Annotated in this window: 20 protein-coding genes and 2 pseudogenes; 20 read left to right on the forward strand and 2 right to left on the reverse strand. The window is 42.7% G+C overall.

Annotated elements, in window-relative coordinates; translation table 11 throughout:
• Positions 1-190 precede the first annotated feature (190 nt).
• The 15 genes and pseudogenes from JCM12259_RS05095 (at position 191) to JCM12259_RS05170 (ending at position 11,199) form a co-directional block, all read left to right on the forward strand.
• On the forward strand, positions 191-682 hold the full coding sequence (locus JCM12259_RS05095) for a helix-turn-helix domain-containing protein (RefSeq protein ID WP_025065658.1): 492 nt from the start codon (positions 191-193) through the stop codon (positions 680-682).
• A 467-nt stretch (positions 683-1,149) separates the two neighbouring features.
• Positions 1,150-2,679 (forward strand): DUF7833 domain-containing protein, encoded by a 1,530-nt coding sequence (locus JCM12259_RS05105; RefSeq protein ID WP_025065659.1) that lies wholly within the window; start codon positions 1,150-1,152, stop codon positions 2,677-2,679.
• A gap of 38 nt (positions 2,680-2,717) precedes the next feature.
• Positions 2,718-3,743 carry a toprim domain-containing protein gene (locus JCM12259_RS05110; protein WP_025065660.1) on the forward strand — a complete coding sequence of 342 codons (1,026 nt, stop codon included), beginning with the start codon at positions 2,718-2,720 and terminating at the stop codon, positions 3,741-3,743.
• A 10-nt stretch (positions 3,744-3,753) separates the two neighbouring features.
• Positions 3,754-4,371: a hypothetical protein gene (locus tag JCM12259_RS05115; protein WP_025065661.1), complete on the forward strand. Its 618-nt coding sequence runs from the start codon at positions 3,754-3,756 to the stop codon at positions 4,369-4,371.
• Positions 4,372-4,540: 169 nt separating this feature from the next.
• On the forward strand, positions 4,541-5,119 hold the full coding sequence (locus JCM12259_RS05120; protein WP_025065662.1) for a hypothetical protein: 579 nt from the start codon (positions 4,541-4,543) through the stop codon (positions 5,117-5,119).
• 11 nt (positions 5,120-5,130) lie between these two features.
• The gene (locus tag JCM12259_RS05125; protein ID WP_025065663.1) at positions 5,131-5,643 is read left to right on the forward strand and encodes a hypothetical protein; all 513 of its coding nucleotides are present in this window, start codon (positions 5,131-5,133) and stop codon (positions 5,641-5,643) included.
• 179 nt (positions 5,644-5,822) lie between these two features.
• Complete coding sequence (locus JCM12259_RS05130) at positions 5,823-6,053, forward strand: hypothetical protein (protein ID WP_234396551.1); 231 nt, start codon at positions 5,823-5,825, stop codon at positions 6,051-6,053.
• A 22-nt stretch (positions 6,054-6,075) separates the two neighbouring features.
• Positions 6,076-6,678 carry a MerR family transcriptional regulator gene (locus JCM12259_RS05135; RefSeq protein WP_004345409.1) on the forward strand — a complete coding sequence of 201 codons (603 nt, stop codon included), beginning with the start codon at positions 6,076-6,078 and terminating at the stop codon, positions 6,676-6,678.
• Positions 6,675-6,998, forward strand: coding sequence for a hypothetical protein (locus JCM12259_RS05140; protein WP_025065664.1), 324 nt, complete (start codon positions 6,675-6,677; stop codon positions 6,996-6,998). Before JCM12259_RS05135 ends, JCM12259_RS05140 begins: the two co-directional genes overlap by 4 nt.
• A gap of 10 nt (positions 6,999-7,008) precedes the next feature.
• Complete coding sequence (locus tag JCM12259_RS05145; RefSeq protein WP_025065665.1) at positions 7,009-7,359, forward strand: hypothetical protein; 351 nt, start codon at positions 7,009-7,011, stop codon at positions 7,357-7,359.
• Positions 7,359-7,571 (forward strand): hypothetical protein, encoded by a 213-nt coding sequence (locus JCM12259_RS05150; protein WP_007410651.1) that lies wholly within the window; start codon positions 7,359-7,361, stop codon positions 7,569-7,571. The genes JCM12259_RS05145 and JCM12259_RS05150 overlap by 1 nt, the downstream gene beginning before the upstream one ends.
• A 3-nt stretch (positions 7,572-7,574) precedes the next feature.
• Positions 7,575-9,169 (forward strand): annotated as a pseudogene (locus tag JCM12259_RS13930) (DNA cytosine methyltransferase).
• 39 nt (positions 9,170-9,208) lie between these two features.
• On the forward strand, positions 9,209-9,661 hold the full coding sequence (locus tag JCM12259_RS05160) for a hypothetical protein (protein ID WP_025065666.1): 453 nt from the start codon (positions 9,209-9,211) through the stop codon (positions 9,659-9,661).
• Between the two features lie 388 nt (positions 9,662-10,049).
• Positions 10,050-10,829 carry a ParA family protein gene (locus JCM12259_RS05165; protein WP_021590301.1) on the forward strand — a complete coding sequence of 260 codons (780 nt, stop codon included), beginning with the start codon at positions 10,050-10,052 and terminating at the stop codon, positions 10,827-10,829.
• 10 nt (positions 10,830-10,839) lie between these two features.
• On the forward strand, positions 10,840-11,199 hold the full coding sequence (locus JCM12259_RS05170; RefSeq protein WP_004345402.1) for a hypothetical protein: 360 nt from the start codon (positions 10,840-10,842) through the stop codon (positions 11,197-11,199).
• Positions 11,200-11,315: 116 nt separating this feature from the next.
• On the opposite strand, the gene JCM12259_RS05175 is transcribed toward JCM12259_RS05170, so the two are convergent.
• Positions 11,316-12,344, reverse strand: a complete 1,029-nt coding sequence (locus JCM12259_RS05175; RefSeq protein ID WP_025065667.1) for a toprim domain-containing protein — start codon at positions 12,342-12,344, stop codon at positions 11,316-11,318.
• Between the two features lie 100 nt (positions 12,345-12,444).
• Positions 12,445-12,978 (reverse strand): hypothetical protein, encoded by a 534-nt coding sequence (locus tag JCM12259_RS05180; protein ID WP_025065668.1) that lies wholly within the window; start codon positions 12,976-12,978, stop codon positions 12,445-12,447.
• Positions 12,979-13,719: 741 nt separating this feature from the next.
• Between JCM12259_RS05180 and JCM12259_RS05190 the strand changes: the two genes are divergently transcribed.
• From JCM12259_RS05190 to JCM12259_RS05210, 5 genes and pseudogenes are all read left to right on the forward strand, one after another.
• Entirely contained in the window at positions 13,720-14,247 is a 528-nt protein-coding gene (locus tag JCM12259_RS05190; protein ID WP_004345395.1) for a hypothetical protein, read from the forward strand.
• Positions 14,248-14,250: 3 nt separating this feature from the next.
• Positions 14,251-14,607 (forward strand): DUF4134 family protein, encoded by a 357-nt coding sequence (locus JCM12259_RS05195; protein ID WP_004345392.1) that lies wholly within the window; start codon positions 14,251-14,253, stop codon positions 14,605-14,607.
• 51 nt (positions 14,608-14,658) lie between these two features.
• Positions 14,659-15,047, forward strand: a pseudogene (locus JCM12259_RS13935) (DUF4134 domain-containing protein).
• Between the two features lie 10 nt (positions 15,048-15,057).
• Positions 15,058-15,354 carry a DUF4133 domain-containing protein gene (locus tag JCM12259_RS05205; protein WP_004345388.1) on the forward strand — a complete coding sequence of 99 codons (297 nt, stop codon included), beginning with the start codon at positions 15,058-15,060 and terminating at the stop codon, positions 15,352-15,354.
• A 33-nt stretch (positions 15,355-15,387) separates the two neighbouring features.
• Positions 15,388-18,303, forward strand: coding sequence for a TraG/VirB4 family ATPase (locus JCM12259_RS05210; protein WP_021590360.1), 2,916 nt, complete (start codon positions 15,388-15,390; stop codon positions 18,301-18,303).
• Positions 18,304-18,313: the final 10 nt, after the last annotated feature.

The following is an 18,313-nucleotide window of genomic DNA, read 5'->3' on the forward strand; positions in this document are numbered from 1 at the left end:
GGCCGATGTTCAAGTTAGAAGTACAATTTGTTAAAAGTGTTAATTGCGCGTTTGGACAATAGACTTTAAAACATTGATAATCAGTAGGTATTGAAGTCCTAAAACTTCAAGAAAGACACAACTGTTGATGCACAAAAAATAGAGGGAAAGAAGAGATTCTGACCCGTTTAACACTTTTTGCATCAACAATATGGGAAAGCAATTAGATTCCAAACAGCGGCAAGAAATTGCCAAGCTCCTTCAAGAGGGGAAGAATTTCAGGGAAATTGCTGAAGTTCTAAAGGTTGACCGTACCACGATATTGCGAGAGATTAACCGCAATGTCGGAGACAACGGCGTGTATGATCCTGAATTAGCCGAAACCAAGAGACGAAGGCGAAAAAAACTCCAATCCGTATCTCCCGGTGCTGTTGCGCAACTTCCTCCCAATGTCAGGGAAGAAGTTGAGAAGGTATTGGCTTTTGAGACTCCGCCTGTCAAGCGAAGGCAATTAATCGTGGATAAGTACATAAACGAATATGGCCCGGTAATAGAGAAAAAACTTATTTCTCCAATGGCAGCCATGCGTGCGCTTGCAAACGAGTTCTACATGAGTGTAAGTACAGTGTACTATCTTTTGAAAAGGGAGGGTATCTACCGAGATAGAACCAACCCTGTCTGTATGCCTTCTCCTAAAGGATAACCTTTAAAAGCGGATTTTCATGTATTACATCGTAAAAGAAGTCCATGTGCGCAAGAAACCACTATGGTTGGTTGACTTGCTCTTTCAGATAACCCCATCCTTGTATCGGGAGAAAGGGTCAAAGGAAACGGTTGTTGGTAAATTCAACACAATTCTCTCTCTCATCTTAGATGCCCGGGTAAGGTGGCATCATGGTAAATCCTTGTTATCATCTATTCAAACCATTACCCACGATGAGACATGTATTTGGATCAAAGGAAACCGAGGCTCAAAGTTTCTTTCCTTTCGAATAGAATCAGACAATTGACTTTTAAAAGAACAGCAGTATGGAAATAGATAACAGTAGAAAGACAATTACAACATTTGTCCTCGTAGATCCAACCGGTAAGATCTTTGACGATTTCGAGAACATCAATGAGAATATAGAAGTAAGGGCGATAGCCATTGAACCCCAAAATAGCTGACCTATGGGAGATTACAAATGGATTTGTCTTATCAGAAAGTTCTATAATTGTTCTTTCTATAATGACAGCAACGCCGTGCAAATGTTCCTGCACATTTTTTTGAATGCTCAAAGGGAGGATAAGCCTTACTTTGACAAAATTACGATGAGAGGGCAGTTTCGCACCTCAATTAAAGACATCATGGGTTTTTTGGAGATAAGCCGTAAATCCGCCCGGCGTTCTTTAGATAAGCTGAAGGCGGCAGGCATTATCCATGTTGCCTCTCTAAGACGTAACGGTGTTCTCATCACCGTTCGTGAATTTTCAAAGTTCCTGTCTTTGGAAAATGTGAGAGGTGGCTGGGTGAAGCTTTATTACGATCTTGACTTCCAAGATTTCTTTGTGAACGCACAGGTTCTTCATATTTACCTTCATTTACTTCTTCATACTTACTCGGAGAGTGAAAACTATGAGGATCCGCTATGGTTTGACATGAAGAAGATCAGTGCTTCAACCGGCATTCCTGTAGAAGGCATTAAAGAGGCCCTCCAGAAGCTACGCAAGCTGGGCATCCTGAATATTGGTTATAACGGTCAGAAGAAACTTTCTTCCGTTCGTTTGATAGAGTTCTCCGATTATGTCAAGGACACCTGCCCGGTAACATCAATAGGTCCCTCTGCCAGTCATGTCACATCAGTCGAAAGTTTCTCTGATTTGGAAAACTCCTCATCTAATGGAGCTGCCATTATAAGTTTCGAAGACGGGGGGATAAAAACTGAACAAAAGGAGCCAAAAGAAGGGCCAAAAGATGCCCAACAAAATTCTGTACGAAACAGTTACGAAATGTCTACCAAGTCTTTTGTAAATGACGGAAATACAGCTACTTACAAACCAAAAGGTCAAAAAGAGGGCCAAAAGAGGGAACAAAACCGTCCAAAAGTTGAAGCCACCAAAATGCTACCAAACAGTCATGGGGGCGGCTACGCGCGTGATCCTATTATAAAAGAGAATAAAGATAAGAGAATAGAGAATCTTCATTATTATAATTATTCGTCCGCACGAAAATTTTCGTCAATTGAAGAATTGGTCTTTGATGACGAATGGGTGCGCTCGATGCAGCTGCTTTATGGCTTCCCGGATAAGGAAACGCTCTATAATGCCCTGACTTTGTTCTTGGCGAACTTGAAGTGTCGCAAAGAAGAAGTTCCAAAAGGACTGGAGGGGTTCCTTGACTATTTCTGCAACTGGTATAAACGAAATGAAAAGAAGCTGCTGCATAAACTGAAGGCGCAAACACCGTCTAAAGACTATGCAAAAGTTCTTTGGGACAAGTGTATGTCTGCCTTTGCCAAGATTGTAAGCGAACGTGCTTTTGCATCGGTTTTCCAACAAGTCTCTTTTGAGTCCTTCGACAATGTGGCCAAGACGCTGACACTTGTTCTTCCGAATAAGCGAATATTTGAGATATTGGAAGCTGATTACCTTGATACTGTTAGAACGGTGTTACACAAGTTTTTCGGTGCAGGGTTACGGCTTCAATACCGCATTGCATAGGGTCAGAACTACAAACCATTTAAGATTGAATTACGCTTATGAATGAAGCTCAAAGAATATTGCAGATGACCGATGGGGGCTTGGCAGTGTTCATTCACTACCTTGGTGAAAAGTGCCTTGCCCGGACTTTCCGTAACCCTTTCAGGGAGGACAGCCGCCCTTCATGCCACCTGTATGCCAACAGAGGCGGATATGGCAACGGCCAATACTACCTCCAAGACTTCGGAGACAGCAGCTTCTGTGGCAACTGCTTTACGATAGTGGGAAGGCTGTGTAATATCAACCCAAAAACCAACTTTCGCGAAGTGCTTCAAGTGATAGACAGAGACCTTGGACTTGGCATTTTTGATGAACAACGAAGTGAGCACTATGTGTTGATGAAAAGAAAAGCCACACCCTCACAGAAGTACAAATGTTCTTCCATAGCGAGTTTTGAGGTCGTGACACAGCCTTTCATGCCATGGGAGGAAGAGTATTGGGGGCAATATGGCATTGGACTTTCAACGCTGGAACGTTACAACGTAAAGAGCATCAGCAGTTGTACATTCAAGAAATCGTCCGGTGGAAACTTTGCCGTTTACGGTTCAAAGGCTATTCCGACCTACGGATATTTCTTCGATGACGGACGTAGGCTGAAGATTTACAGGCCTAAGGCAAAGACACGTTTCATGTATGCCGGTCACTTCCCAAAGCCCTATATCTTCGGGCGTGAGCAACTGTCTGAAGAAGGATCACTCGTTTTCGTCACAGGTGGCGAGAAAGATGTCATGTCGCTGTCGGCGCATGGATTTCCGGCCTTGACATTTAACAGCGAGACGGCCAACATTCCCGAAGATGTAATGGATGAACTTTCCCAACGATTCCGTCGAATCATTTTTCTCTATGATACAGATGAAACCGGGCAAAGGGAATCTGCTTTGCGGATACAACAGTACGGCGAGAAATACAACGTTCAGAAACTTGACCTACCGCTGTCCGGAGAGAAATCGGAAAAGGACATCAGTGATTTCTTCCGTCTGGGGCACACCGCAGAAGAACTGCAAGCAATGATAGAAAAGCTATAATTATCGAAAAATGAAATTAGAAAAAATAAGTAAACCTATATTCAGGCACGCAGGAGGAAGCTCCGATAATATTCGGATCAGAACCTTGACAGATGCTGCCACGCCAAGTATAATGGGCATTGATGTTAAGGAGTTTCCGGAGGTTCATTCGGTCTCCTACCGTTTTCTCTCCAAGACCTATCACGGGGTGGGTGTCATAAACCAGAACAACGGGATAGAATTTGTTGGCCAAGACCTGACGGACTCCCCCATGACGTTGAATAGTTCCGGCGTGACTTTTCTTCCCATGGAGAAAGAGCACAGGAGCGACAAGTTGTGTATGTTCGCAGACATGATGGATTATTTGGCCTACCAGACCTTGCAGAAGAATGGCTTTGTCAGGCTGCCTTCAGACTGTGATTTCATGATTATGTCGGATGTAAGGAATTTCATCCATATCTCGGTCGAAGGAGATGACTATGATATGGTTTATCTCTACTTTCCCAATGATGTCATGGGCTGCACCATAACCAAGACATTAAAGGATCGGTATGGCAAGCATGCCATTGAGTGTAATCCCCTGTACAAAGGTTATAACAACCTGTTGCAGTTCGTAAAAGCCATTGAGATCACCACAAACAGCAAATAGAGCCGTATGGTATATGTCATAATCATCCTTGTCTTGCTGATAGCTTTGGGAGTAGCTTTCTATTATGAAATCACCCATAGCTACGACGATGACAAGTTCAGGAAATGAAAGATAAAGGGATTGATGTAAGTGCATCCTTTCCAAATATAAAACGCTAACAAGTAAAAGTATGATTAATTATGTTTTAAGTATTGAAACCGGAGTTACGGATCTAGTCCGTACCCCCGAGTACTATCAGACAGCCACTTTTGTGCAAAAGAAAGAAGAGCTCTTGGCTCTGATTTATCAAAAGAAGAAACTCAAGCCTTTTGCCAGCATGAAGCTCATAAGGAGTATCAGTTTCTTTATCAAGCGCTCCATCAGCCTTTGGCAGTTACAAGGTCTTGCAAACAAGATAGAAACGATGTTCGGCCCATCTTGTTTCCAAATCTCCATCGACAGAGAGAACAATACCGTTCACATGCTCTGTGGCTGGATAGATAAAGAGACAGGTGAGTGCATCGTGCTGAACCGTACAGAACAAAAGAGGCTTTCCGTCCTGATCCTGGATTATTTGGACTTGCCACGTCCCCGGTGCGCCGACATGTGGTTGAGATACTTTCTGCTGAACAAATTTGACAATGACAATTCTGTCTTCAGCAGACAGATAGAGTTTCTTGAAAGGTCTGAATATGAGAGTTTAAGTTATCCGGTATTACGGGATAGTCTCAAATACGTGGAGATGGTATGTAAAGGATTACTGAAATAAAAAATACACTTATGAGATTTTTAAAGATTTATTTGGCCAGCAGCTGGCGGAACAAGCATTTCGAGAATTTATTGAACGTCCTACGGATTCAGGGTTACTATACCTATGACTTCAAGCATCCCGAGGACAATGAACTAAGCGGATTCAGTTGGGAGAAAGTCGATAAGGACTTCAAGAAGTGGACTTGTAGGGATTTCAAGGAAGGGCTTCACCATCCCGAGGCTGTCAAAGCATTTGAAAAAGATTTTCACGCCATGCAGGAAGCGGACTATTGTGTCCTCCTCTTACCGTGTGGCCGCTCTGCCCATTCTGAAGCCGGTTGGATGAAAGGGCAAGGCAAGAAAGTGTTTGTCCTTGATATGTCCGAGAAACCAACGCCCGAGCTGATGTACCAGATGTTTGATGCGTATGTGACGAGACCGATTGATTTGGTAGAACACATTGAAGCAGCATTCCATAAGGACAATATGCTACTTAAAGAAAATTTCAGCACACATGGACAGAGTGACAAAGAGACGGACTAACCTCTTGTATAATTTAAGAAAGAAAGGAGTCAGATGTTTGACCAAGGAGCGTATGATTTTCTTTCCCTATGGAGAGGACCCCAATGAAGTCAGGCAAATTGTCTGTTTATGCAACGAGTATCATTTCCATGTACAATTGGAACTTCAATAGCACATTTAATATTAAAAGTATACACAGAATGAAAAAGATAAAGGATTTAACCGTAACAGTAACCTATACTGTTGGTTTGCATGACGTAGAAGTCAGCGAAAAGGTTTATGATGATCTAAACGCCTTGGCAGATAAAGGGCGTGTAAACTGTGATCTTATGAATTTGGACGAGCAAGTATGTACTGGTTTCGAGTGGCTTTCTGATCATATTCACGAAAGTGACGCTTGTGATTGGAATTATGAAGTTGATATGGAATAATCTTAAATGTGGCCAATAGAAAATGAAACATATATATCTTTTTATAGGTGCTGCCATTATTACCTACCTCTTAATATCGCTGGCAACATTGGATTTGATGTGGTGTGTGCACAACACTCCTTGGATATGGATAGCGGTAATACCACTCTTTCTATTCTTATATTTCTTCGTATTCATGTGCTTTCATGAAGAAATGGGATTTAGGGAAGATCGCGCAATGCAGCAGACTCTCGCGGTAGCCAAAGCCAACAAGCTGATAGAAAAGTTGCAAGAGCAACTTCCAAATATGTTCCAAGGATTGGTTGATATGTCAATGGCAGAGATTAGAGACAGTCTTAGAGCGGTGAATGAAGAGCAAGCTCGCAAAGTTGCTACCCTTTCAACTGATATTTACAACGTGCTGGAACGACGTCAAAAACTTCTCGACCTGGAACGTAAGGTCAAGCAACATAAAGGACAGCCTATGCTCTTGACAAAAAGAGAAACAGCGTCCTTGTTACTTGTTGATTATTCTACCCTTAGAAAATGGGCAAGGAAAGGATTTCTTGTCCCCACAAGGATTACTCCCCACCGTGAGTTATATCGTTATAGTGATGTTCTAAAAATATTGGAGGGCAAGGTATGAAAGATATACTTAAAGTTTTAAAGAAATATCCCGATTATACGGTGATTGCACATGCCACGGGCTTATGCTGTCCCGAAGGCGACATGGATTTCATGAGAGACAACCCCCTTCTTGTAGGGTGGTGCGAAACGAACATTGGCCACATGATGGTCATGGAGTGCCCCAAATGCTTCACGAAATTCAGATACCACGCAACAGGACATTGGGACGACACCCTTGACGAGTTCAGGGAGAGCATAGAGGACAAACTGTATCACGACAGTCTGTCGCCTGTGCACTTTGCCAACGCAGCCGAATTGTGGAAAATGATTACTAAATAGATTAAAGATTATGATACAGATTTGTACAACGAAAGAGCAGTCACAACGACTGTTGGATTTAGGAATACAGCGTAAAACCGCCGATATGTTTTGGCCTTTGAAATCTTCTTTCCCCGAGGTCTGCAATGATGGAGACCAGTACCAAGCCGACTATCCTGCATGGTCACTTGGATCATTGATAAATCTGCTTCCAGATGTAATTTTTGCTCCCAATCGCACATTTAGATTAGAAATAAGGAATAGAAGTATTTCTTATGTAAATGGAGATTCCCTTTTTAAAATAGAGGAAAATAAAGGTGTCTTTGAAAACTGTTTCTCCATGATAGAGTGGCTTGTTGAACATAAATATTTAAAACCATGATGAATAAGGGATTAGAACACGAGTTTGAGCAATTAGGTAGGACAAAGAAATGCAAGTTCATATCGCAGCATGTAGATTTGGCTTCTCCTGAAGCTATTGCCAAGTATGTAAAAGGGTATCTTTTTGACGTACTTAAAGATGTTGGTGATGATGAGTATATCGCCACATATCTTCGGAATAAAGGTTACAAGGTAGAGGGTAATATAGAATAGCAAATGGAAAACATCAAATTACTCTATATAGACTTGTTCTGCGGAGCCGGTGGAACTTCCACCGGTGTTGAACATGCAAAGTTAGATGGAACAAAGTGTGCGAGGGTAGTCGCCTGTGTCAACCATGATGCGAATGCAATCGCATCGCATCAGGCAAACCACCCCGACACATTACACTTCACCGAGGATATTCGCACACTTGACCTTACCGGTCTTACAGCCCATTTGAATCGAATGAGAATGAAATATCCATCAGCTTTAGTTGTCCTATGGGCTTCACTTGAATGCACCAACTTCAGCAAGGCCAAAGGCGGCCAGCCACGCGATGCAGACAGCCGGACGCTTGCAGAGCACCTTTTCCGTTATATCGAGCAGCTGGCCCCAGACTATATACAGATTGAGAATGTGGAAGAGTTTATGAGCTGGGGGGACATGGACGATAAAGGACACCCTATCTCAAAGTTAAAAGGATGCAGCTATGTTCGTTGGACAAATAAAGTTATCTCTTACGGCTATCATTATGATTGGCGTTTGCTGAATGCCGCCGATTTTGGTGCATATACCTCACGCAAGAGGTTTTTCGGTCAATTTGCGAAGAAAGGCCTCCCCATAGCTTTTCCTGTTCCAACATTCTCGAAGAATGGTGACAGTGGCATGTTTCATGCTACAAGAAATGGAAGCCTGTTCGTGAAGTGCTTGACATGGATGATACTGGCCAAAGCATCTTTGATAGGAAGAAGCCACTATGCGAGAAAACCTTGAAGCGAATTTACGCAGGCCTAATCAAATTCGTCGCCGGTGGAAGGGAAACGTTTCTTGTTAAGTATAATTCAATGAACCAGACAGGAAAATACACAGCTCCAGGAATTGACGAGCCTTGCCCAACTGTCGCTTGCCAAAACCGTCTGGGTATTGCCAATGTCAGCTTCATGTCCAAGGCATTCAGTGGAGATCCGTATTCCAAGAACCAATCGATAGACATTCCTGCCGGAACTGTCACCACTAAGGATCACCATTTCTTTATTACTGCTTACTATGGTAATGGAGGGAACCATTCTGTTGAATCGCCATGCCCTACGCTTACCACAAAAGACAGGCTGGGATTGGTTTCAAGTCGTTTTTTGGCAAATGAATATTCCGCTGGTGGTCAACTTTCCAGCATTGATTCACCTTGCCCTGCAGTATTGACAACACCGAAGCAAAAAGTAGTTGACTGCTTCTTGATGAACCCACAGTTCAACTCTGCAGGTGGAGATATCAATAAGCCGTGCTTCACTTTGATTGCCCGGATGGATAAGATGCCCCCTTACCTTATCTCCACAGAAAAAGGTATCGGTATAAGGATATTTGAAACGGACAGTGAAATGACTTGCAAGATAAAGGAGTTCATGGCCATGTACGGAATCATAGACATCAAGATGCGCATGTTGAATATAAATGAGCTGAAACGCATCATGGGTTTCCCTGACAATTATATCCTTGTGGGAACCCAGGCCGAACAGAAGAAGTATATCGGCAATGCCGTTGAAGTGAACATGAGCAGGGTACTCTGCGAGTCGCTTTGCGCAGCTCTTATTTCTAAGGCAATAGCAATATAGAACTAACATCCGAAAGATAAGACAACCAAAAGAATAGATATGAAAAGAACTATTTTCACACATCACTTAAAAAAATATGCAAAAACCATTCAGGGAAAATCCAACAACCAATTAAGAGGATACATGGATGGTTATATCAAAGCTTTGGAAGTTGTCGAAGGCAAGCTTCTTGGGCTTGCCCCCCAGACAGTTGATCAAGATTTTCAATCCAAGGCCTACAAGTGTTTTTTTGAAGAAATACAACATATGGTTAATCTGGAGGCTTGTGTCGTAAAGGATGTAGAGAAGTTTGTTAAAACTTACAAAGTTCCTACCGTAGGTGTCAAAGAATTGTCCACAAGGGAATGCTTGGATATTCTCTACGAAGTTGAAGATTACTTTTGGGGAGACCGTAGTGGTTTTGATAAGATAATGCACGCTCAAATGGTATTCGCAAAGGAACTCCGTAAGAGAATAGCAGCACTACAACCAAATATTAAAACTCAAAAATAGATCGTTTATGAATCCAGAATGTAAACTTTCCTCTTCAGGAGTCAACCAATCGCAATCAGGTAAAACTTTTTATTATGTTGCCACATGCCTATTGCTCTTGCTGATGGTCAATAAGCCATACAAAACCTCTGCAAAGGGTTTCCGTCTATATCTACGAAAGTGCAGGAGAGTCAGCAAGCTGCTCCTTGCTCAAATACTTTGTGGAATCTTCAAGTTAATAGATAAATATATAAAATCCCATAAGACAAAATAATTAAGCATAAAAGTTTTGTAAAACAAAATATATTATGTATCTTTGCAGGCGTATAGCCGTATATACAGCTATACGTATATAAGTCAATAAAGGAATACGATAATACGTATATATAAAAAATATAAATCAAACGGTATGGAAAAGCAAGCAAATATTATCTCATTTGCCAACCACAAAGGAGGGGTTGGCAAGACTACCACTACTGCCAGTGTAGGTTCTATCCTTGCCTCTATGGGAAACAAGGTGTTGTTGGTGGACATGGATGCCCAAAGCAATCTTACTACCTCCCTGTTAAAAGATAATCAAGTTGATCAGACCATCTATGATGCTCTTTCCGCCTCTTGCAGGGGTACGGCTTACAGCCTGGCAATCTATCCGATAGCAGAAAATCTTGACATCGTTCCATCTTCATTGCGTCTTGCATCTGCCGACCTTGAACTATCTTCTGTCATGGCGAGAGAACACATCCTTACAGACATATTACAGGAAAAGAAGGCTGATTATGACTACATCTTAATAGATTGTCCCCCATCTTTGGGGCTTCTTACTCTTAACGCAGTTACAGCATCAGATTTGGTTGTCATACCTCTGCTTGCAGAAGTACTGCCTTTCCAGGGTCTTACTATGATCAGCGATTTTGTCAGAATGGTAAAGCAGAAGCTAAATCCAAAGATTGAGATTACCGGTATTCTCCTCACTCGTTGGGAAAAATCCAATTTGAGCAGACAGATCGAGGATGGTCTTAGGGCCAAGCTTGGCGATAAAGTGTTCCAAACCAAGATCCGAAAGAACATCAAGATTGCCGAAGCTCCTCTGGAAGCCGTCAATATTGTTGACTATGATCCGAAGAGCAACGGAGCTGCTGATTACAAGGCTTTCGTAGGAGAACTTTTAGACAGGACAAAGAACCTATAAATTTACATTTATGAGCAAAGGTATTAACAAAAACTCCATGAGCAGTCTTTTGGAAGGACTTACTTCTGTCAGGAGTACAACTCCGGAAGATAATCACCAGCCAAATCCAAGCTCCAATTCAAAGGAGAAAGTAACATCCATCCCAGGGGATAAACCGATATCTAAAGGTGGTTCAAAGGAAAGAATATGTACCTCCGTCGATAAGAACGTCATGAATAAGATACGTACCATATCAGAAACAGAGGGTATTCAAATCAATGAACTTATTACCTTAGGTCTTGACATGGTTATATCTAAATATGAAGAGACGCATGGGGCGGTGCGACCTAAAAAGATTAACAAAGGCAATATAGACAATATCTTTCGTTAAGGCTGGAAGTCCATACTACCATCTTTAGTACACATAGGAAGGACGAGCAATCAGTAATGGTCACTCGTCCTTGTATGTTTATGCAAGCAGAAACACCGGAATACATAATATGGAATTTATAGTCTTTCACTATTCAGGATAGTAGCTAATTGTTCTGCGGTGTGCCCCAGACGGAAGAAATCACTGATGTCCTTTTCCGATTTTTCACCTGAAAGAGGAAGCAGGACTCTTCTTACATTATATTTTCCAGTATATTCCTGTACTCGCTTTTTCGACTCACTTTGTCCTGTTGCATCCATATCATAAAGGATAACAATTGTCCGAAACCTTCCGGCAAGTTGTTGCATAAGACTGTCAGGGAGCTTGGCAGTCTCGCTATTCAGGCATATCGCATGGAACCCATGTGCTGCCAACGACATGACATCTTTTTCCCCACTGGTGATGAAGATATATTCGCCTTGTGGCGGTAGCTGTTCCCAACCGAAAATGTATGGTCTCGGAAGAACACCAGCATAGAGAAATCTGTTTTTGGAGCAAGGAGAATAAATCTTGATACCATCATTATTATTAAAGAGGTATCCAAAAGCCGGATACTTTGCTGTTCCATAAACAGTAAATTTCTTTCCATTCTCTTTTGACATTCTGCATGCCAAAAGGCTTGCAACATGATAGTCTTCCAGCGTATCCTGACCAATTCCATAACGCTGCCAAAAACACAGTTCCTCCATGGTAAAAGGCTTTTCCTTGTATTGGAATGAAAGTGTGGAGGAAGTCTCCGGCTTCTGTCTCTTTACAAGTCGTTTATAGATGGTTTCTGTTTGTGGAAATGGATTATTGAACAATCCCAGGCAAAGCTCTTTGTCTATCACCTTCAGGATATCCTTAAATGCAGTCTTTACATTCATATTGCACAGTCTGGCCACAATGACAAAGCAGTTGCCACAGAAGCTGCTATCGCCAAAATCCTGTAAATAATACTCCACTTGTCCGTATGTGTTTTTATTCGCATACAGATGGCATGATGGGCGGCTGTCTTCCCTGAAGGGATTTTTAAAGATTCTCTTCAGGCATATATCGCCTAAGTAATGTGTAAACACATCCAGTCCACCACCAGTCAGATAAAGTATTTGTTGTCTTTCGTTCATTTTTTCTTGTTGGAATGTTAGTTGATCATATTGCCCGTCAAGCCGATAGCACAGCTAAAAATGTAATACAGTGAATGAGATTGTAGTCTACGGTGAGCTGTTAATCCTCATTGTCCCAGTCAATCAGTCCGATAGCATAATGATGCGTATCAAAGTAGTAGCTCATGGAATGCAGTTTTATTTCCTCATACAAGCTACCCTGATATGTCACCACGGCTTCGTCTTCTCCAAGAGCGCAAATAGCGTCATACACCTCTCGACGTTCTTTCAGAAAATTCTCTACATCATCGAAGTTGTCGAAATCTGATATGATTTCCTGCACTTCGTTCTCGTAATAATTATTGGCATCATCGGCTGTAAACAACAGATAGTCGTCACCATAGTCCTCGGCTGTGCGAGTAAAAGGATCGTATGCCCGATTACCTGTTCTATACCAAAGACTCCAACCATCGCGTTTGTGGAAGATCTCAATACAGAGATTATGCTGTTCTGCATATTCACATGCTTCTTCCATAGAGTCAAAGCCGATGATGGCCTTTTTCAGATAGCGTGGATAACCATTACGCTCCGATGTCGTTTCAATCAACTCAAGGCCAGCTTTTGCCGCCAAATCAATAAAATCAAACTGTGTCATATCATTTCCCCGTCATGCCGATAGGTCAGCTTTAATTGTTTTATGAAGTTAATATTTTATTCTGGGCATCCTGATTCTCAACCTTTTTAGGTTTTTTGTTTCTTCGACCCGAACTTTTTTTTATCATTCCGGTGTAACCGTCATCTCGAACCTTTTATGTGCAAGGTGAAATCGTGGGCGTTAAGGGAACCTAAGGCAAACAATTGGCCGGTAAAAGTTTTCAGGAAACCGTAATCTATGATTTCGGAGGGTCATGAAAAGTTTTCCGCCAATAAGGAGCATTCCGGTGTTTGCTGTGTTCCCTGCCTGCGATACCTTTGCAGAATAAAAGTCGAAGATGACTACAAGCGGATGAAAAGTGAGGTCGAAACCAGAAACGGAAATGAAAAGATAGATAAAAGTGAGTGTAAAATAAACACCGAAGGTAAGTCAGACAGATATATTGTTTTTCATGCGTATATATGTATTATTGTATATACGCCAATATGTATATACGGTAATAAGTATATAAGAATGATATAGGAATAACAAGATAAGAGGAGCAGCACCCATGACTCATCTAATTTACTCGTTTTAGCAAAAATCGGAATAGTTCATAATTTTAAAGTCCCGAATTTTAACACAAAAAGGCCGTAAATCCGCCTAAAACATTTTGAAAATGTTAATATAAGAGTTTCTTTTTTTTAAGGCTGTCTTTCTGATATTAAGTCATTTATTTTGTAGCCAATAAATAAAAAGAATATGGGATCATTCGGTATATACGCAATCGTAGTGACATTCATCTTTGTTATCTATTATGTAGTCATGATCTGCCTGGATTTGTTCGGCCCGAAAGGAGAGAAGAAAGAAAGTGTAGAAGTTATTCGCGCCAGCGTGCCTATTAACAATGCGGATGCCACACCAGCAGTCTCACCTGTCAGAATCAGTGAGACCGGTGAAGGCAAGTATCAGATAGAACGCCCCGGTGAAGAAGAACCGGAGAAATACGGACATGAGACAGAAGAAGCATCTTACAATAAGGCCAGTGAAGGTGCGGAGACTTCTCAATTTGATCAGAATCCTCTTACGGCTGAAGATATTGCAGCGTCCGACGCCGAGGAATTGGCCATGCAGGCAAAAGCCAAGGCAGACTCGATAAAGCAGAACTTCAACAGTGTGTCTCCGGACATTCAGGGAGCTGTGTATGTAGACGAGTTCGTTGAAGATTATGCAGCCGCCTATTTGAAAGCCAAGAGGGAAGACGAGCAGGCTGAACAATTTAGTTTCTAAGTTATGAAGACATTCAAATCCAAGACATATTTGCTGTTGTCGGCATTACTGTTGCTCACGCAACCCGTCATGGCCACCTGTGGTACGACGGATTACAGTGGCAATTCAGGCCGGTTATATAATATGGTGGTATTCATCTTGACATGCTGTACAGCCGTATTGTATCTGCTTTATGCCATAGCAGCCCTTTTATCCATATACAGCGCGACGAGCATCTATATCAAGATGCAGGCAGGGGAAGAAGGATTTACGAAAAGCATCATTATTTTGGTCGGCAGCTGCCTTTTCCTGCTTATAGCGACTATCGTCCTTCCAGCCTTCTTTGGTTTCCAGTTCGGCGTGACCGACAGACTTTGGTAATTGTTTTATTACATATTATTTATTAATTATTTATTTAAAAAATCAAAGACAATGAATCAGACTTTGTCAGTAATGGTAAGCGGAGCCAAGAGCTTTTGTATCTCCGCAAGTAAGAAAATCAAGGCCGTAGTGATGGACCCCCGCTTTGTAGCAGTTATGCTGTTGCTGGTCGTTTGCACGGTAGCAGCAGATGCCCAGAGCATGGACTCCGGTGCACAGGCAATCGGTAAGGCAACTGATGCGCTGAAGAAGTACATCCCTGTTATAACGAAGTGTGCTACGTCATTGCAGGTATTGTTGCCATTCTCGGTGCCATCTCCGTTTACGTCAAGATGAACAACGAGGAGCAGGATGTCAAGAAGAGCATCATGATGATTGTCGGTGCCTGCATCTTCTTCGTGGCGGCAGCCCAGGCATTGCCACTGTTCTTCGGACTCTAAGACGAGGAATATGGCAACAGTCAAAAGCGACTATCCCGATTACCCGGTATTCAAGGGGCTTCAAAAGCCTCTTGAATTTCTGGGTCTTCGAGGAAGATACATTGTATGGGCCGCTGTCACCGTTGGCGGAGGTCTGTTGTCATTCTTGATTGGCTATGTGATTTTCAGTTTTCTTGTTGCATTAGCGTTGCTGACAATTTTTCTGTCAATAGGAGGAGTCTCCATTTTTGTCAAGCAACATAAAGGTCTCCATTCCAAGAAATCCCCGAAAGGTATCTACATTTTCAGCCATTCAAGACATTATTAGAATATTCATATTGATTGTAAGCAAAACAAATTCATGATTACCCTAATCGTCATATTGGTCTTTACCTCCATCTTGTTGGGAATATACATTTCCATCAAAGCCTTCGGTACTGGCAGCAAACGCGCCAAGGTGTTTGAAGACATCTACTTCAGCTTTGAGGATGTCAATGAGATCGGTGTGGTCTACACAAAAAAAGGCGATTATTCAGCCATCCTTAAGATGGACAATCCCGTCAGGAAGTACTCTGCTGATACGGACGGTTATTACGAGTTCACTTCCCTTTTGGCATCCGTCCTACAAGTGTTAGGTGAAGGATATGCCATTCACAAACAGGATATTTTCGTCCGTAAGAACTTCAATATGTCGAGCATCGCAGGAAAGGACACCGATGTGAGAAAGCGTTTTCTTTCCGATGCCTATTTCAAGTTCTTCAACGGTCGTCCCTATATAGATTCTGAAACCTATCTCACCATCTCCCAACGTGGTCGAAATGGCGGTTTGAAGGCATACGATGCCGACAAGTGGCGCGATTTCCAAGTCAAGATACAGAAAGTCCATGACCGTCTGAAGAGCGAGAACATCAACTGTCGCTTTCTCACTGGTGACGAATGTCAGGAATATACCGAGCGTTTCTTTGCTGTTGATTTCAATAACGAGGTTGTTTCTATGAATGACTTCAAGGTGGAGTCCGAGAAGATCGGCATGGGCGATGACCAGTTGAAAATCTACAGCCTCTTGGATGTAGATGATCCCGGTCTTCCCGGCACCCTTCGCCCTTATGCCGACATCAATGTCAACAACTCCGTCATGCCGCAGGATCTGCTTTCCGACCTTAGCACACTCCCTGATGTAGACACGCTTATTTACAATCAGGTCATCTTTCTTCCCAATCAGAAGCGGGAGATTTTAAAATTGGAGAAAAAGAAGAACCGTCATGCTTCCATTCCCAATCCGAATAATCAGATTGCCGTTGAAGACATCAATAACGTACTTAATGAAGTAGCTCGTGACGGAAAACAATTCGTCTATGCCCATTACAACCTCATTGTAAAGACCTCGGCAGACAGAAACCTGCAAAAGATCACCAACTGTTTGGAGAACCTTTTGGCAAGATACAGCATGCACCTGTCAAAGCGTGCCTATAACCAATTGGAGTTGTTCGTTGCCAGCTTCCCCGGCAACTGCTATGAACTCAATGCCGACTACGACCGTTTCCTGACACTTTCCGACCCTGCACTCTGCCTTATGTATAAGGAGCGTCAACAGAAAGGGGATGACACGAACCTGAAATGTTACTACACAGACAGGCAAGGCGTACCGATGCCTGTTGACGTGTCAGGCAAGGAAGGAAAGATTAGATATACCGACAACTCCAATTTCTTTGTCCTTGGCCCTTCCGGCAGTGGCAAGTCCTTTTTCATGAATACCGTCATGCGGCAGTACTACGAGCAGGATACCGATATTGTCATTGTAGATACCGGCGACAGCTACGAAGGTCTTTGCAGCTATTTCGAGGGCATATACATCACCTATTCAAAGGAACACCCCATCTCGATGAACCCTTTCAAGATAGAGAAAGCCGAGTATGAGCAGAACTTCCAGGCAAAAAAGGACTTCCTTAGGAATATCATCTTCCTGATCTTCAAGGGAAACGGCGAGCCCACAAAGCTCGAAGAAACCATCATCAACCAAACCCTCATAGAATACTTCGAAGAGTATTTCACCCCATTTGAAGGCTTTACCGAAGAGCAGCGCGACAACATGCGCCATGTCATGGAGCTTGAAGACAAACGTACCGGCAAGTATGAGGAATACGAACAGGAGCTGGAAAAACGTTACGGAGTATCTGATGATATTGACGATATAGAAGAAGATGATGACGATGAAAGGAAGAAACAGCGCGACCTCCGTCTCCGTGACAAGCTGCAAGCCGTCATCGACGATTCCGCCGCTACTGAAGGAGAAAAAGACAATGCGAAGAGCCAGCTGCTCCGTCGCCTTACTCCCGAACTCATAGAGAGTAAGTATCTTCAGCGGATCAACAGGAAAATCGACAAGATAGAACGCCAGCGTAAGAAGATGAGGGTTACGGAACTCAACTTCAACACCTATTATGAGTTCGCCATTGAGCGTATTCCTCAAATCATGAAGCAGGATCAGGTTAAATTTGCCATCAACGAGTTTGCCACGATCCTAAAGCCGTTCTATAAGGGAGGGGAGATGGAATACACACTCAACAACGAAATGGATTCCTCCCTGTTCAATGAGAAGTTCATCGTATTCGAAATTGACAAAATAAAAGAGAATCCCGTCCTTTTCCCTATTGTCGTGTTGATCATCATGGATGTCTTCACGCAGAAGATGCTCTTAAAGGAAGGCCGGAAATGCCTGGTCATAGAAGAAGCATGGAAAGCCATTGCCACCCCTGTCATGGCCACCTATATACAGTATCTATACAAGACAGCCCGTAAACACTGGGCCATGGTCGGCGTGGTAACGCAAGAAATACAGGACGTTACCGAGTCCAAGATTGTTAAGGAAGCCATCATCAACAACTCCGGCGTGTTCATGCTACTTGACCAGAGCAAGTTCAAGGACAAATTCGATAATATCAAAAAGACCTTGGCTCTGACCGACATCGACTGCAAGAAGATTTTCACCATCAACCGCTTGGAGAATAAGGAAGGCCGTTCCCCATTCAAGGAAGTGTTCATCAAACGTGGTCAGGAAGGCGATGTGTACGGCATTGAAGAACCGCCGGAGTGTTACATGAGTTACACGACGGAGAAGGTAGAGAAACTTGCCCTGAAACTCTACAAGAAGATTCTCCAATGTGATCATCAACACGCCATTGAAGCCTTCGTGCGTGATTGGAAACGCTCCGGAATCAAGAGTTCCTTGGAATTTGCACGGAAAGTACTGAAAGAAAGAAAAGTGTTAGACAATTAAACTCATCAAT

Source organism: Hoylesella enoeca JCM 12259 (assembly GCF_000613405.1).
Lineage (GTDB): Bacteria > Bacteroidota > Bacteroidia > Bacteroidales > Bacteroidaceae > Prevotella > Prevotella enoeca.